Source organism: Nocardia sp. NPDC056611 (assembly GCF_042792755.1).
Classification (GTDB): Bacteria; Actinomycetota; Actinomycetes; order Mycobacteriales; family Mycobacteriaceae; genus Nocardia.
Genome location: NZ_JBHTVV010000008.1, coordinates 113027 through 128434, shown reverse-complemented (window position 1 = coordinate 128434; position 15408 = coordinate 113027). Strand labels below are relative to the sequence as shown.

The window sequence follows — 15408 nt, the reverse complement described above, 5'->3', positions numbered from 1 at the left end:
CGACCCTGACGTACTTCCCCAACGCCAGGTGCGGTGCTTCGGTCAGAGACCACGGGGCATTCGCCCTAATTCGAAGGTCGTTGTGAAGAGGCCCGCCGTCGCTCGCTATCCGATGTGGCCGTGCGAATGAACGTGAGGCAGTGAATTCCGGGAGGTCCTAGGTGAACCAGAGCAATGACGGCCCCCGCCATGTTCCGGTTCTCCTGCATCGCGCCGACGAAATCCTCGGTCCCGCACTGCATTCCGAGGGCGCCGTCTACCTGGACTGCACGCTCGGTCTCGGCGGTCACGCCGAGCATTTCTTGCGCGCCTACCCGAACATCAGACTCGTCGGCCTGGATCGCGACACCGCCGCGCTGCGGCTGGCGGGGGAGCGACTAGCGCCGTTCCGGGACCGGATCACCCTGGTGCACACCAGATATGACGGGATCCCCGCCGCGCTCGAACAGGCCGGTCTGCCCGAAAAGGGTTCGGTCAGCGCCATTCTCATGGATCTGGGCGTGTCCTCCATGCAGCTGGACGAGGCCGATCGCGGGTTCGCCTACTCGGTGGATGCGCCGCTGGACATGCGGATGGACTCCAGCACCGGCCCCACCGCGGCCGACGTGCTCAATACCTACAGTCACGGCGAACTGGCCCGGGTGCTGAAAACCTATGGCGAGGAACGGTTCGCGGGCAAGATCGCCTCGGAGATCCTGCGGCGGCGCCAGCGCACCCCGTTCACCACGAGCGCCCAGCTGGTGGAGCTGCTCTACGACACCATCCCGGCTGCGGCCCGGCGCACCGGCGGGCATCCCGCCAAGCGCACCTTCCAGGCTTTGCGGGTGGAGGTGAACCGCGAGCTGGAATCGCTCGAGGCGGCGATGCCCGCCGCGCTGGACGCGCTGGCCCCGGGCGGCCGCATCGTGGTGATGAGCTATCAGTCCCTCGAGGACCGGGTGGTGAAGGTGGAGCTGGCCAAGCGGTCGGCGTCGCGCACCCCCCTGGACCTGCCGGTCGAATTGCCCGGCATGGGACCGGAATTCAAGATCCTGACCCGCGGTGCGGAGAAGGCGACCGAGCAGGAGATCGAGGAGAACCCGCGAGCCGCTCCGGTGCGCATGCGGGCGGCGGAACGTATCGCAGGGGAGGACAGGGCATGAGTGGTCAGGCGCGGAGGCGGCAGCGCGGGGGCGGCGGGCGGTTCCGGGCCGCGACCCGAGAGATCGGAGCCGCGCTATGACGATCAAGACGCAGGTGAGCCGGGGGGCCCGCCGGGTGCAGGCCGCCGAGCGGGTCAAATCGGGTGCGGCGCAACGAGCCTACGCCCGGCGCCGCAATCGCGAGGGCGGCGTGGAGCTGCCCGGGATGCGCCGCGGCCGGCGCAGTGAATCCATTCCGCGCGGGCGGATGTCCTTCGTGGCCACCATCATCGCGCTGCTGGGCTGTGGTCTGGCCTTGACGCTGTTGCTCACCACCCGCGCCACCGAGGACAGCTACCAGCTCGGCGATCAGCGCCGCGCCAATCAGAAGCTGTCCGACGAGCGGGACGCGCTGCAGCGCGAGGTGGCCGCGGCCGACTCGGCGCCCGAATTGGCCCAGCGTGCCGCCGAACTCGGCATGATCCCGGCCAAGGATCCGGCCCGCCTGATCATCGCGCCCGACGGTCAGGTGACCGTGGTCGGCAATCCGCAGCCCGCGCAGGGCGCTCCGGCTCCCGCACTGAACACCACTCCGGCCGCGGCCCCGCCCAAGCAGTCGCAGACGCAGGGTGAGCGGGTCGTCCCGGTGCCCACCACCCCGGCGGCGCCGCCCACGACGACCCCGGCCCCGCCGACCACCTCGGCCGCGAATCCCGTTCCGGCGTCCCCGCTTCCGACGCCGCAGAACCCGGCGGTCCAGGCGAACGGCGTGCCGCGGTGATCGAACCGTCGCGGCCGACCACGATGCCCGTGAATGGGGATGGTCGATGAGCCCTACCCGCGCGGGGCGCGGGCGTGATTCCGGCCGGGGCCGTTCCGATTCCGGCCGGGGGCGCGCCGCCGTCGCACGGGCGAAGTCCGGGTCGGGCCGCGCGGGTTCGGGGCCGGGCCGGCAGTTCAGACCGCGGCCGGCTCCGGGATTGGATTCGAGTACGCGGTTCCGGTTCGGGGTGGGCCGGCTGGTGATGCTGGTGGCGATCGTCGTGGCCGCCATCCAATTGCTGTGGGTACAGAGCATTTCCGCGCCGAAGCTCTCCGCGGAGGCGGCCAGTCAGCGGACCGTGAAGCTGGCCGATCCCGCCACCCGGGGGCCGATCACCGACCGCTACGGGAAGTCGCTGGCGTTCACCATCGCCGCCAAGGCGTTGACCTTCCAGCCGGTGCGGGTCCGCAAGGATCTGGCCGACGAGCGCGAGAAGCAGCCGAAGACCGCTCCGGACCCCGACGACCGGCTCGCCGCCATCGCCAAGTACCTGCACGAGAAGCTGGGTAAGGAAGCTCCCGCGAAGGACATCCTGGCCAAGCTGAAGAGCGACGAGCCGTTCGTCTATCTGGTGCGCAACGTGGATCCGCGGGTCGCCGCCGACATCACGCTGAAGTTCCCGGAGGTCGGGCTCGAACGCCAGGACATGCGTGAGTACCCGGGTGGCGCGCTGGCCGCCAATGTGATCGGCGCGACCGGCTGGGACGGGCACGGGCAGATCGGCCTGGAGTCCTCGATGGACGCCCTGCTGGCCGGTTCGGACGGCTCGATGACCTACGACCGCGGCTCCGACGGCGCGGTGATCCCGGGTTCGTGGCGTGACCGCCAGCCCGCGGTGAACGGTTTCGGCGTGGAGCTGACCCTGGATTCGGATCTGCAGTACTACGTGCAGCAGCAGGTGCAGCAGGCCAAGGATCTGTCGGGCGCGAGCGCGGCCTCGGCGGTGGTGCTGGACGTGCACACCGGCCAGGTGCTGGCCATGGCCAATGACAACACCTTCAATCCGGCGATGGGACCGCGCTTCTGGTCCACCACCGATCTGGGCAATCCGTCGGTGCAGGAGGTGTACGAGCCCGGCTCGGTGAACAAGATCGTCACCGCGGCCTCGGCCATCGAGTACGGCCTCACCAACCCCGATGAGGTGCTCCAGGTTCCGGGCAGCATCTTCATGGGCGGGGTCACCGTGCACGACGCCTGGGAGCACGGCGTCGCCCCCTATACGACCACCGGCGTCTTCGGGAAGTCCTCGAACGTGGGCACCCTGATGCTGGCGCAGCGGGTCGGTGAGGACCGCTACTTCGACATGCTCAAGAAGTTCGGCCTGGGTCAGCGCACCGGCGTCGGCCTGCCCGGCGAGAGCAGCGGCGTGGTGCCCGCGCGTGACCAGTGGTCGGGCTCGACCTTCGCCAACCTGCCCATCGGCCAGGGTCTTTCGATGACGACCCTGCAGATGACCGGCATGTACCAGGCCATCGCCAACGACGGCGTGCGGATGCCGCCGCGCATCGTGAAGGCCAAGATCTCCCCGGACGGCGCGCGCACCGAGGAGGAGCCGCCGGAGGGCGTGAGGGTCGTGAGCCCGCAGACCGCCAAGACCCTGCAGCAGATGTTCCAGGCCGTGGTGCAGAAGGATCCGCGCGGCGTCCAGTCCGGCACCGGCGGCCCGGCCTCGATCGAGGGCTATCAGATCGCCGGCAAGACCGGCACCGCGCAGCAGATCGATCCCAAGTGCCGCTGCTACTCCAGCGACCGCTACTGGATCACCTTCGCGGGCATGGCCCCCGCCGACAATCCGCGCTACGTGATCGGCATGATGCTCGACGCGCCCATGCGCAGCTCGGATGGCAGCGGTGGCGGGTCGGCCGCGCCCCTGTTCCACAGCATCGCGTCGTGGCTGCTGCAGCGGGACCGGATCCCGCCGTCACCGCCCGCCAAACAGCTGATTCTGCAGGCGAGTTAGAGCAGGGAACGAATGGTCGTGACGCACGCCGCCGCCGATACCACCACCGGCGGGTGACCGAACTGCGCCGTGCCGATCGCACGGCAATCGAACACAGGTAACCTGACACGTCGATCCGGTCGTCCGGATCTTTTCTACATATGAAACCCGCCCGTGAGAGGAGCTTCGTGCCCGCGCAGTCCAGCCCGCAGGTGTTCCGGCCCGCCGCACCGGCGGCGACCAGCTTGCGCACGGTCTCGGAGCTGACGGGCGCGACGCCCGCCGGGTCCGCGGCAGGTTTGCAGGACATCCAGGTCACGGGTATCGAGCAGCGGTCGAACGCGGTGCTGCCGGGAGATCTGTTCGCCGGTCTGGCCGGTGGGCATTCCCATGGCGCGCGCTACGCCGCCGACGCGGTGGCGCGCGGCGCGGTCGCCGTCCTCACCGATCCGGCGGGTGCGGAGCTGATCGGCGAGATCGCCGTCCCCGTGCTGGTGCACGCCGCGCCGCGCACGATTCTCGGCGAGTTGTCCTCGGCCCTTTACGGTGATCCGTCTCGCAAACTGCGCATCATCGGTATCACCGGCACCTCCGGCAAGACCACCACCTCCTATCTGGTGGAGGCCGGGCTGGCCGCGTCGGGGCTGCGCACCGCGCTGATCGGCACCATCGAGACCCGCATCGGCGGGGTCCGGGTGCCCTCGGCGCTCACCACCCCCGAGGCCCCGCAGCTGCACGCCATGTTCGCGGTCATGGTCGAGCAGGGCGTGGACGCCGTGGTGATGGAGGTGTCGAGTCACGCGCTGGCGCTGGGCCGGGTGGACGGGGTGAGTTTCGCGGTCGGCGCGTTCACCAACCTGTCCCAGGACCATCTCGACTTCCACGCCGACTTCGAGGACTACTTCGCGGCCAAGCGCCGCCTGTTCATTCCCGACGGCCCGGACACCGCCGCCGGGTCGCGCCCCTCGGTGGCCGCGCGCACGGCGGTGATCTGCGTGGACGACGAGTGGGGCCGGCGCTTGGCGGGCGATGTATCCGACTGCCTGGCAGCCGAATCCGGTGATACCACCGGCCGCTTGCGCACCGTGGCGACCCGCGCGGGCGCGCCGGCCGACTGGACCGCGGGGGCGGCGACCGCCGGGACCGGCGGCACCCAGGAATTCACCGCGTCGGGGCCGGGTGTCAATGTGGATGTGCGGCTGCGGCTTCCGGGCGCGTACAACATCGCCAACGGGCTGCTGGCGGTCGCGGTCTGCGCGGCGGCGGGCGCCGATATCGAGACTTCCGCAGCGGCGCTCGGCGAGGTCGACGTGCCGGGCCGCATGCAGCGGGTGGATAGGGGTCAGGAGTTTCTGGCCGTGGTGGACTACGCGCACAAGCCCGCCGCGATCGAATCGGTCGTGGCCACCCTGCGCACGTGGTTGGCCGAGAAGGGGACGGGACGTCTGGCCGTAGTGGTGGGCGCGGGCGGTGATCGCGATGCCGGCAAGCGGCCCCTCATGGGTGCGGCGGCGGCGCGCGGCAGCGACCTGGCCATCATTACCGACGACAATCCGCGCAGCGAGGACCCGGCCGCCATCCGCGCCGCGGTGCTCGCCGGGGCCGAACAGGTGCCGGACGCGGAACGCGGTGAGGTCCGGGAGGTCGGGGACCGGGCGGCCGCGATCCACGCCGCCGTGAACTGGGCGCGGCCCGGGGACGCGGTGCTGGTCGCGGGCAAGGGACATGAGACAGGGCAGGAGATTGCAGGCGTGAAGCAGCCGTTCGACGACCGTGAGGTACTCGCGGCCGCCCTGTCGGAAAAGACGAGGGACCTGACGCATTCATGATCGAGATGACTTTGCGGGAGATCGCGGAGGTCGTGGGCGGCACGCTGCACGACGTCGCCGATCCCGAGGCGAAGGTCACCGGCTCGGCCGAATTCGACTCGCGCCGAATCGGTTCCGGTGACCTGTTCCTGGCGCTGCCGGGTGAGCGCGCCGACGGCCACGACTTCGCGGCGCAGGCCGTCGCGCAGGGCGCGGTCGCGGTGCTCGCCGCGCGGCCGGTCGGGGTGCCCGCCATCGTGGTGGAGCCCCACCCCGGGAACACCCGCGCCATCGCACTGGCCCACGACACCGACGGCTCCGGCGCGGCGGTGCTGGACGCGCTGGCCGCGCTGGCCCGCGCCAGCGTGGACCGGCTGGTGCGGGCCGGGAGCCTGACCGTGGTCGGGGTGACCGGCTCGTCCGGCAAGACCTCCACCAAGGATCTGATCGCGGCCGTGCTCGCGCCGCTGGGATCCGTTGTGGCCCCGCCCGGTTCGTTCAACAACGAGCTCGGCCACCCGTGGACGGCGCTGCGCGCCGACGCGCAGACCCGGTTCCTGGTGCTGGAGCTGTCGGCTCGCGGCCCGGGACACATCAAGGCGCTCACCGAGATCGCTCCGCCCGGTGTCGGCGTCGTGCTGAATGTCGGCACCGCGCACCTGGGAGAGTTCGGCAGCCGAGAGGTGATCGCGCAGACCAAGGGTGAACTGGTCGAGGCGCTTCCGGCCTCCGGGCTGGCGGTGCTGAACGCCGACGACCACCTGGTCGCGAAGATGGCCGGGCGCACCGCCGCCCGGGTGGTGACCGTGGGCCTGGCGTCCTCGGCCGACGTGCGCGCCGCCGACGTCGTGCTCGACGAGCAGGCGCGCGCCCGATTCACGCTGCACGCCAACGGCGAATCGGTCGACGTCCAGCTGGCCGTGTCCGGCGAGCACCAGGTCGGCAACGCCCTGTCCGCCGCCGCCGTCGCCCTCGACCAGGGCGCGGATCTCGCGACCGTCGCGGCGGCGCTGGCCGGCGCGGCCGCCGTCTCGGCCCGCCGCATGGACGTGCGCACCCGCGCCGACGGCGTCACCGTCGTCAACGACTCCTACAACGCCAACCCGGATTCGGTCCGTGCCGCGCTCAAGGCGCTGGTCACCATGTCCCGCGCCGGGGCCGAGCCGCGGCCCAGCTGGGCGGTGCTCGGCGAAATGGGTGAACTGGGCGAGGAATCCGTTCTCGAACACGACAAGATCGGCCGCCTGGTGGTGCGCCTGGACGTGGACCGGCTGATCGTGGTCGGTCAGGGTCGTCCGGTGCGCGCCATGTTCCAGGGCGCCGTGCAGGAGGGCTCGTGGGGTGAGGAAGCCATCCACGTGCCCGATATCGACTCGGCCATCGCGCTGCTCGACGAAGAACTCGAGCCGGGCGCGGTGGTGCTGGTCAAGGCATCCAAGTCCGTCGGTCTGTGGACCGTCGCCGAACACCTGATCGGTGCGGAGCAGGAGGCCGCTCGATGACCCAGATTCTCTTGTCGGCCGCGATCGCGCTGGCCGTTTCGATTCTGCTCACCCCCGTGGTGATCCGCTATTTCGCCAAGCAGGGCTTCGGCCAGGAGATCCGGGTCGACGGCCCGGAGAGCCACAAGGCCAAGCGCGGCACCCCGACCATGGGCGGCGTCGCCATCATCATCGGTATGTGGGCCGGTTACCTGGGCTCGCACCTGATCTCCATGACCTACGGCGAGCCGGGCCCCTCGGCCTCGGGCCTGCTGGTCATGGGCCTGGCCACCGCGCTGGGTTTCGTCGGCTTCACCGACGACCTGATCAAGCTGCGCAAGCAGCGCAACCTGGGTCTGACCGCGGCCGGGAAGTACATCGGCCAGCTCACCTCGGCGGTGGTGTTCGGTGTCCTGGCCTTGCAGTTCAAGAACATTCACGGCCTCACCCCCGGCGACAAGCGGCTGTCCTACACCCGCGACATCAACACGCTCTCGATGAGCGTGGTGGTGTTCCTGGCGTTCGTCTGCCTCATCGTGGTGGCCTGGTCCAACGCGGTGAACCTGACCGACGGCCTGGACGGTCTGGCCGCGGGCTCGATGAGCCTGGTGCTGGGCGCGTACATGATCATCACCTTCTGGCAGTGGCGTAACTCCTGCTCCGCGCACGCGGTGGCGGGCTGCTACCAGGTGCGTGATCCGCTCGACCTGGCGCTGGTGTGCGCGGCGGGCGGCGCGGCCTGTATCGGCTTCCTGTGGTGGAATGCCGCGCCCGCCAAGATCTTCATGGGCGACACCGGTTCGCTGATGCTGGGCGGCCTGCTCGCGGGCCTGTCCATCACCACCCGCACCGAGCTGCTGATGGTCGTCATCGGCGCGCTGTTCGTGGCCGAGACCACCTCGGTGGTGCTGCAGGTGGCGGTGTTCCGCGCGACCCGCAATCGCTTGTTCAAGATGGCACCGTTCCATCACCACTTCGAGCTGAGCGGGTGGGCCGAGACCTCGGTGATCATCCGGTTCTGGTTGCTGGCCGGTATGGCCTCGGCGATCGGACTGGGCCTGTTCTACAGCGAATACCTCTCTGCGGCAGGGTGAGACAGCAATGGCCGAACATTCTCCGAGGGTCCTGCGGTCGCCGGGGCCCATGCTCGAATTCCTGCGTGGCCGTGACGTTCTGGTCGCCGGGTGGGGTGTCTCCGGGCGTTCGCTGATCGAACCGCTGCGCGATATCGGTGCGCGGCCGGTGGTCACCGACAGCGGCGCCAAGGCGCTGGCCGAGGCCGCCGAACTGGGTCTGGGCACCGCCACCAGCGCGGATCTGCTGGAACCGGATGCGCTGCGCCGCTTCGCGCTGGTCATCACCAGCCCGGGCTGGCGGCCGGATTCGCCGGTGCTGGCGTCCGCGGTGACCGAGGGCATCCCGGTGTGGGGTGACGTCGAGTTCGCGTGGTGGGTGGACCAGGCCCGTATCTACGGTCCGGTCCGCAAGTGGCTGGTGATCACCGGCACCAACGGCAAGACCACCACCACCCAGATGACGCACTCGATCCTGCGTGCCGCCGGCATCCCGTCGGTGGCCTGCGGCAATATCGGGCTGCCCATCCTGGACGCGCTGCGCCGCAATCCCGGCCCGCAGATCCTGGCCGTGGAACTGTCCTCGTTCCAGCTGCACTGGGCTCCGTCGGTCCGCCCCGAGGCCGGGGTGGTGCTGAATGTGGCCGAGGATCACCTGGATTGGCACGGCGGCCTGGACGCCTACGCCGCCGCCAAGGCGCGCGCGCTGACCGGCCGGGTCGGCGTGGTCGGCCTCGACGATCAGGTGGCCGCGGCGCTGGCCCGTAAGTCCAAGGCGCGCCGCACCGTCGGCTTCCGCATCGGCGTGCCCGCCGACGGCGAGCTGGGCGTGGTGGACGGCAAGCTGCTCGACCGCGCCTTCACCAAGGCCGCCATCCTGGCCGAGACCGGCGACATCAGTCCGCAGGGTCCGGCGGGCGTGGCCGACGCGCTGGCCGCGGCCGCGCTCACCCGGTCCATCGACGTGGCCCCGCAGTTCGTCAAGGAGGGCTTGCAGGAGCATCGGGTCGGTCCGCACCGGGCGGCCTTCGTGCGCGAGTTGTCGGGCGTGGAGTTCGTCGACGACTCCAAGGCCACCAACCCGCACGCCGCGCGTTCGTCGATCCTGGCCCACCCCAACGTGATCTGGGTGGCCGGCGGTCAGCTGAAGGGCGCGGGCGTGGAGGACCTCATCGAGGAGTGCCGCGAACACCTGGTCGCGGCCGTGCTGTTCGGGCAGGACGCGGCCGTGATCGCGGCCGCACTCGCGCGACACGCCCCCGATGTCCCGGTGGTGGAGCTGAATTCGGGGGACGATGCTCGAATGGGTGACCCCTTCACCGAGATCGAGCCCGAAGCGGTGATGGCGCGCGCGGTCCGCGTGGCGGCCGGTTTCGCCCATCGCGGCGATACCGTGCTGCTGGCTCCGGCCGCGGCATCCCTGGACATGTTCGCCGACTACACGCACCGCGGGCGCAGTTTCGCGGCCGCCGTGCAGGCCCTGGACGAGAAGGACATCGGGAGAACAGAGTGACAGCGGCGACACCGCGGCGGGCCGCGCCAGGAGGTGAGCGGCGGGTCGGGAACAAGGGCCCACAGCGTCTACGAACCGGATGGTTCGTTGCGTGGCTGGCCCGCCCGCTGGCGTCGTTCCACCTGGTGGTGGCGATCGCGGTACTGCTCACCGTGCTCGGCCTGGTCATGGTGCTCTCGGCCTCCAGCGTGGAGTCCTACGCCGGTGGCGGCTCGGCCTATTCGCTGTTCTTCACCCAGGCGGTGCTGGCCGCGGTCGGCGCGGTGCTGTTCTACATCGCGTTGCGCATCCCCATGCGGGTGATGCGGCAGCTGTCGTTCCCGGTGTTCGCGCTGTCGGTGGTGCTGCTGGTGCTGGTGCTGATTCCCGGCGTCGGCACCAAGGTGCAGGGCTCGCAGCGCTGGTTCGACCTGGGCGTGGTGTCGGTGCAGCCCTCGGAGATCGCGAAAGTGACGCTGGTGGTGTGGGGTTCGCACCTGCTGGCGTCGCGGCAGTCCGAGAAGGCCGGGTACAAGGACATTCTCATGCCGCTGGTGCCGGCCGGACTGCTGGTCTGTCTGCTGGTGGTGCTCGAGCCGAACCTGTCCACCACCATCGCGCTCGGCATCGTGCTGACCTCGCTGCTGTGGTTCGGTGGGCTGCCGCTGCGCATGTTCGTCACCATCGCGGTGTCGGGCGTGGTGGCGGCCTCCATCCTCGCGCTCTCGGCCGGGTATCGCTCGGACCGCATGCGCGCCTTCTTCAATCCGGGCGACGATCCGCAGGGCATCGGCTACCAGGCCCGCCAGGCCATGTATTCCCTTGCCGACGGCGGTATCTGGGGTCGCGGCCTGGGCCAGTCGCGCGCCAAGTGGAGCTATCTCCCCAACGCGCACAACGACTTCATCTTCGCCATCATCGGTGAGGAGCTCGGCTTCCTCGGCTGCGCGCTGGTGCTCGGGCTGTTCGCGCTGTTCGTGTACACGGGCCTGCGGATCGCCTCGCGGTCGGTGGATCCGTTCATCCGGCTGCTGACCGCCTCGGCCACCACCTGGATCACCGGGCAGGCGCTGATCAATGTCGGCTACGTGGTGGGTTTGCTGCCGGTGACCGGTCTGCAGCTGCCGCTGGTCTCCGCGGGCGGCTCCTCGCTGGCGATCACCCTGTTCATGTTCGGCATCATCGCCAATGCCGCCCGGCACGAGCCGGAGGCGGTGGCGGCGCTGCACGCCGGGCAGGACGGCCGGTTCAGCCGTCTGCTGCGGCTGCCCAAACCCGACATCTACTCGCCCGCCCGGGCCGCGCGCGCCCGCGCCAAGTCCAAGGCGACAGGTAAGTCCAAGGCGACCGGTAAGCCGAAGGCGAACGCGAGGGTGAAGTCCGCGCCGCAGAAGCGCGCGCTACCCTCGGGGCGGGGCCGGGGCGGCTCGGCGGAATCATCCTCGCGGCGGTCGGTAGATTCGGATTCGGCCCGGCGCACCAGCCGCTCCACGGAATCGTGGCGCAGTACCCGGGCCTGGGAGCCCAACTATCCGATGAAACACGCCAGGGAACGGGGTAATTCGAGGTGACAGTGGAGCGGCCGGACAGTGATGTGGGTACCGCGGAAGCTCACACCGATCTACCCGAGCATCTGCGGCGCGTGCACATGATCGGCATCGGTGGTGCCGGTATGTCCGGTATCGCCCGAATTCTTCTGTCACGCGGCGGCATGGTGTCCGGTTCCGACGCCAAGGAGAGCCGCGGCGTGCTGGCCCTGCGGGCGCGCGGCGCGCAGGTGCGCATCGGCCACGACGCCTCGGCGCTGGACCTGCTGCCCGGCGGGCCCACCGCGGTGGTGACCACCTACGCCGCCATCCCCAAGACCAATCCCGAACTGGTGGAAGCCCATCGGCGCGGGGTGCCGGTGCTGCTGCGCCCGGCGGTGCTGGCCTCGCTCATGCAGGGGCACAAGACGCTGCTGGTGTCGGGCACCCACGGCAAGACCTCCACCACCTCCATGCTGGTGGTGGCATTGCAGCACTGCGGACTCGACCCGTCCTTCGCGGTCGGCGGCGAGCTCAACGAGGCGGGCACCAACGCCCACCACGGCACCGGCGGCATCTTCGTGGCCGAGGCCGACGAGAGCGACGGCTCGCTGCTGCAGTACGCCCCCGATGTCGCGGTGGTCACCAATATCGAATCCGACCACCTGGACTACTTCGGCACCGACGAGGCCTACGTGCAGGTCTTCGACGACTTCGTCGACCGGCTCGAATCGGGCGGCCGCCTGGTGGTGTGCCTGGACGACCCGGGCTCGCTGGGCCTGGCGCAGCGCTCGGCGGCCCGGCTGGCCGAGGACCCGCGCGGGATCCAGGTGATCGGTTACGGCTCCGGTGATTTCGCCGAGCTCGGGCTGACGGTCGGCGCGCGGTTGCTCTCGTGGGAGCCGCGCGACGTCGGCGGCGTCGCGGTGTTCCAGCTCTCCGACGAGTCCGCGCCGCGCACCCTGCGGCTGTCGGTGCCGGGCCGGCACATGGCGCTCAACGCGCTCGGCGCGCTGCTGGCCGCCCGTGCCACCGGCGCCGATCTGGGCGAAATCATCCAGGGGCTGGAAGGTTTCGGCGGTGTGCACCGCCGCTTCCAGCTCACCGGGCGCGAGAACGGCGTGCGCGTCTTCGACGACTACGCCCACCACCCGACCGAGGTGCGCGCGGTGCTCTCCGCGGCGGCCGAACTGGTCGCGCAGGAGGCGCGCGACGGCGCGCGGTCGCGGCCGGGGAGGGTGATCGTGGTGTTCCAGCCCCACTTGTACAGCCGCACCGCCACTTTCGCGACCGAGTTCGGGGCGGCACTGTCGCTGGCCGACGAGGTCGTGGTGCTCGACGTGTACGGCGCGCGGGAGGAGCCGCTGCCGGGTGTGAACGGCGCGCTGGTCGCGAGCGCGGTCACCAAACCCGTGCACTATCAGCCGGATATGTCGCGGGTCGGTAAGCAGGTGGGCGCGCTGGCGCGGCCCGGCGACGTGGTGATCACCATGGGCGCGGGCGATGTGACCATGCTGGGCAGCCAGATTCTGGACGGGCTGCGCGCACGACCCTCGCACGGGCGGTGAGCGCCGATGGGCTCGGGTGGGGGAGAGCTGGAGCGGACGGTTCCGGCCGAGGACGACGCCTACGACACGGCCGCGGCCGATAGCGGCACGCGCGGTACCGATTCCGCCGAACCGGCCACCGGCGACACCGGGTCCGCCGAACGCGCGGCGGCCCGCCGGGCTCGGCTCAGACGCGGCCGGGAGCCGCGGGAGTCGCGGATCGCGATCGCCTGGCGGTCGCGCGGGGTGCGGATCGGGTTGCTCGCGGGTGCGGTGGCCCTGATCGCGCTCGGACTGGTCGCCTGGTTCACTCCCATGCTGTCGGTGCGCACGGTCGAGGTCGACGGACTGGCCGCGGTGCCGGAAGAGCAGGTGCGGCAAGCCTTGCAGGTGCCCGACGGCCTGTCCATCCTGCGGCTGGACACCGATGCCCTGGCCGAACAGGTCTCCCGGCTGCCCAAGGTCCGCTCGGTCCGGGTCCAGCGGGTCTTCCCGTCCACGGTCCGGGTGACGGTCACCGAGCGAACCCCGGTGCTGTATTTCGACAGTCCCGATGGCGCCCATCTGCTCGATTGTGACAGCGTGGAATTCGCCATCGAGCCGCCCGGCCTCGGAGTACCGAAACTGGTGACCGAGCATCCGGGCGGAACGGACCCGGTGACCAAGGCGGCGGTGGCGGTGATGGCCGCCATTCCGATTCCGCTGCGCGATCAGGTCGGCGTGGGAGCGGTTGTGGCCCGCTCGGTTTCGGATATTGCCCTGGAGTTGCGTGACGGTCGCACGGTGCTGTGGGGCGGAACCGTGGATTCCTCGCGCAAGGCCGCGGTGGTCGGACCCCTGCTTTCCCAGCCGGGCAAGGTATTCGATGTTTCGAGTCCGAATCTGGTCACGGTAAAGTGAGCGATACCCATTGGGCCGCCGAAATTTTCGGTGGTTTGCCGGAAGGGCACCGTCGGTCCCGATCCAGGACCGAAGGGCAACCGTCCACGATACGATGCTCGGGTGGGTCGGACGAGGCGAATCACACAAGATTCTGACACTCGTTTCGGCGCGCCTGCGCCCGTAACGCGGTGGCTGCGAATACCGTTCGGCACCAGTCGGATACTTGACATAACGCTGAAGCTATGGTTGAGGGTTTATCGGACCGAGACCATTGCGTCGTTATATGTCGAGTAACCGAAGACGACACAAGCTGTTTCAGATCGAAGGAAGGCGAGAGCCCATGACGCCCCCGCACAACTACCTTGCTGTGATCAAGGTCGTCGGTATCGGCGGCGGCGGCGTGAACGCCGTCAACCGGATGATCGAGCAGGGACTCAAGGGAGTCGAGTTCATCGCGGTCAACACCGACGCGCAGGCGTTGTTGATGTCGGACGCCGATGTGAAACTCGATGTCGGCCGTGAACTCACCCGCGGTCTCGGCGCCGGCGCCGATCCGGAGGTCGGCCGCAAGGCCGCCGAGGACCACAAGGACGAGATCGAGGAAGTCCTCAAGGGCGCCGACATGGTCTTCGTGACCGCCGGCGAGGGCGGCGGCACGGGCACCGGCGGCGCGCCCGTGGTGGCCTCCATCGCCCGCAAGCTCGGCGCGCTCACCATCGGTGTCGTCACCCGGCCCTTCTCGTTCGAGGGCAAGCGCCGCAGCAACCAGGCCGAGGCCGGCATCCAGGCCCTGCGCGAGTCCTGCGACACCCTCATCGTCATCCCCAACGACCGGCTGCTGCAGCTCGGCGACGCCGCGGTGAGCCTGATGGACGCCTTCCGCTCCGCGGACGAAGTGCTGCTCAACGGTGTTCAGGGCATCACCGACCTGATCACCACCCCGGGTCTGATCAATGTCGACTTCGCCGACGTCAAGTCGGTCATGTCCGGCGCGGGCTCGGCGCTCATGGGCATCGGCTCCGCGCGCGGCGAGGGCCGCTCGGTGAAGGCGGCCGAGGCGGCGATCAACTCACCGCTGCTGGAAGCCAGCATGGACGGCGCGCACGGCGTACTGCTCTCCATCGCGGGCGGTTCGGATCTGGGCCTGTTCGAGATCAACGAGGCCGCCTCGCTGGTGCAGGAGGCCGCGCACATCGAGGCCAACATCATCTTCGGAACGGTGATCGACGATTCGCTCGGCGACGAGGTCCGGGTCACGGTGATCGCCGCCGGCTTCGACGGCAGCGGGCCCGCCCGCCGCATCGAACCCGCGGTCAGCCGGTTCCCCGGCACCCAGTCGAGCACCTCGACCGCGAGCGCCAGCGCCGGAAGCGTCAGCCGCAGTACCGAATACACCCCGGCCCGCGCGGTCGAGCCCGCCCCGGCCGCGCGCCCGGAGCCCGCGCCCGTCGCGCAGCCGATCGCCGAGCGCGGTCCGGCCCCGTCCTACAGCGCGCCCCGGCCCGTGGTGGACCCGACGGTGGCGAGCAACAACCGCGGCCACATCCAGCCGCCGGACGCCGACGACTACGAGGTCGACGTGCCGGACTTCATGCGCCGCGGCTGACGCCGGCCGCCGTCACGGAACGCGATTCGAACGCGCCCGCCCGAGAGGGTGGGCGCGTTCGTGTTTCCGGCCGCAGACGCTGTCTGATTCCGGGTTGCCCCGCAGTGGCT

The 15408-nt window shown here is 70.2% G+C and carries 11 protein-coding genes; all 11 read left to right on the top strand.

Annotated elements, in window-relative coordinates:
• Positions 1 to 161 precede the first annotated feature (161 nt).
• Positions 162 to 1142, top strand: coding sequence for a 16S rRNA (cytosine(1402)-N(4))-methyltransferase RsmH (gene rsmH, locus ACFRAQ_RS32450; protein ID WP_379106482.1), 981 nt, complete (start codon positions 162 to 164; stop codon positions 1140 to 1142).
• A gap of 76 nt (positions 1143 to 1218) precedes the next feature.
• A complete protein-coding gene (locus ACFRAQ_RS32445) occupies positions 1219 to 1902 on the top strand; it encodes a hypothetical protein (protein ID WP_379106480.1) in 684 nt (227 codons plus the stop codon).
• A gap of 46 nt (positions 1903 to 1948) precedes the next feature.
• Positions 1949 to 3904: a peptidoglycan D,D-transpeptidase FtsI family protein gene (locus tag ACFRAQ_RS32440; RefSeq protein ID WP_379106478.1), complete on the top strand. Its 1956-nt coding sequence runs from the start codon at positions 1949 to 1951 to the stop codon at positions 3902 to 3904.
• 140 nt (positions 3905 to 4044) lie between these two features.
• A complete protein-coding gene (locus ACFRAQ_RS32435; protein ID WP_379106476.1) occupies positions 4045 to 5712 on the top strand; it encodes a UDP-N-acetylmuramoyl-L-alanyl-D-glutamate--2,6-diaminopimelate ligase in 1668 nt (555 codons plus the stop codon).
• The gene (gene murF, locus ACFRAQ_RS32430; RefSeq protein WP_379106473.1) at positions 5709 to 7193 is read left to right on the top strand and encodes a UDP-N-acetylmuramoyl-tripeptide--D-alanyl-D-alanine ligase; all 1485 of its coding nucleotides are present in this window, start codon (positions 5709 to 5711) and stop codon (positions 7191 to 7193) included. Before ACFRAQ_RS32435 ends, murF begins: the two co-directional genes overlap by 4 nt.
• Complete coding sequence (mraY, locus tag ACFRAQ_RS32425) at positions 7190 to 8266, top strand: phospho-N-acetylmuramoyl-pentapeptide-transferase (protein ID WP_357287437.1); 1077 nt, start codon at positions 7190 to 7192, stop codon at positions 8264 to 8266. The genes murF and mraY overlap by 4 nt, the downstream gene beginning before the upstream one ends.
• A gap of 49 nt (positions 8267 to 8315) precedes the next feature.
• Positions 8316 to 9758 carry a UDP-N-acetylmuramoyl-L-alanine--D-glutamate ligase gene (gene murD, locus ACFRAQ_RS32420; protein ID WP_379106660.1) on the top strand — a complete coding sequence of 481 codons (1443 nt, stop codon included), beginning with the start codon at positions 8316 to 8318 and terminating at the stop codon, positions 9756 to 9758.
• Entirely contained in the window at positions 9755 to 11308 is a 1554-nt protein-coding gene (gene ftsW, locus ACFRAQ_RS32415; RefSeq protein ID WP_379106470.1) for a putative lipid II flippase FtsW, read from the top strand. The genes murD and ftsW overlap by 4 nt, the downstream gene beginning before the upstream one ends.
• A gap of 77 nt (positions 11309 to 11385) precedes the next feature.
• Complete coding sequence (murC, locus tag ACFRAQ_RS32410) at positions 11386 to 12831, top strand: UDP-N-acetylmuramate--L-alanine ligase (protein ID WP_379106658.1); 1446 nt, start codon at positions 11386 to 11388, stop codon at positions 12829 to 12831.
• 6 nt (positions 12832 to 12837) lie between these two features.
• Positions 12838 to 13710, top strand: a complete 873-nt coding sequence (locus ACFRAQ_RS32405) for a cell division protein FtsQ/DivIB (protein ID WP_379106468.1) — start codon at positions 12838 to 12840, stop codon at positions 13708 to 13710.
• Between the two features lie 322 nt (positions 13711 to 14032).
• Positions 14033 to 15298: a cell division protein FtsZ gene (gene ftsZ, locus ACFRAQ_RS32400; protein ID WP_379106466.1), complete on the top strand. Its 1266-nt coding sequence runs from the start codon at positions 14033 to 14035 to the stop codon at positions 15296 to 15298.
• The last annotated feature ends 110 nt before the right edge of the window (positions 15299 to 15408 follow it).

Bases quoted from the DNA above. Each gene is read 5' to 3' on its own strand.
- ACFRAQ_RS32445 (WP_379106480.1), top strand. From the start codon at position 1,219: ATGACGATCAAGACGCAGGTGAGCCGGGGGGCCCGCCGGGTGCAGGCC.
- ACFRAQ_RS32440 (WP_379106478.1), top strand. From the start codon at position 1,949: ATGAGCCCTACCCGCGCGGGGCGCGGGCGTGATTCCGGCCGGGGCCGT.
- ACFRAQ_RS32435 (WP_379106476.1), top strand. From the start codon at position 4,045: ATGAAACCCGCCCGTGAGAGGAGCTTCGTGCCCGCGCAGTCCAGCCCG.
- murF (WP_379106473.1), top strand. From the start codon at position 5,709: ATGATCGAGATGACTTTGCGGGAGATCGCGGAGGTCGTGGGCGGCACG.
- mraY (WP_357287437.1), top strand. From the start codon at position 7,190: ATGACCCAGATTCTCTTGTCGGCCGCGATCGCGCTGGCCGTTTCGATT.
- murD (WP_379106660.1), top strand. From the start codon at position 8,316: ATGCTCGAATTCCTGCGTGGCCGTGACGTTCTGGTCGCCGGGTGGGGT.
- murC (WP_379106658.1), top strand. From the start codon at position 11,386: ATGATCGGCATCGGTGGTGCCGGTATGTCCGGTATCGCCCGAATTCTT.
- ACFRAQ_RS32405 (WP_379106468.1), top strand. From the start codon at position 12,838: ATGGGCTCGGGTGGGGGAGAGCTGGAGCGGACGGTTCCGGCCGAGGAC.
- ftsZ (WP_379106466.1), top strand. From the start codon at position 14,033: ATGACGCCCCCGCACAACTACCTTGCTGTGATCAAGGTCGTCGGTATC.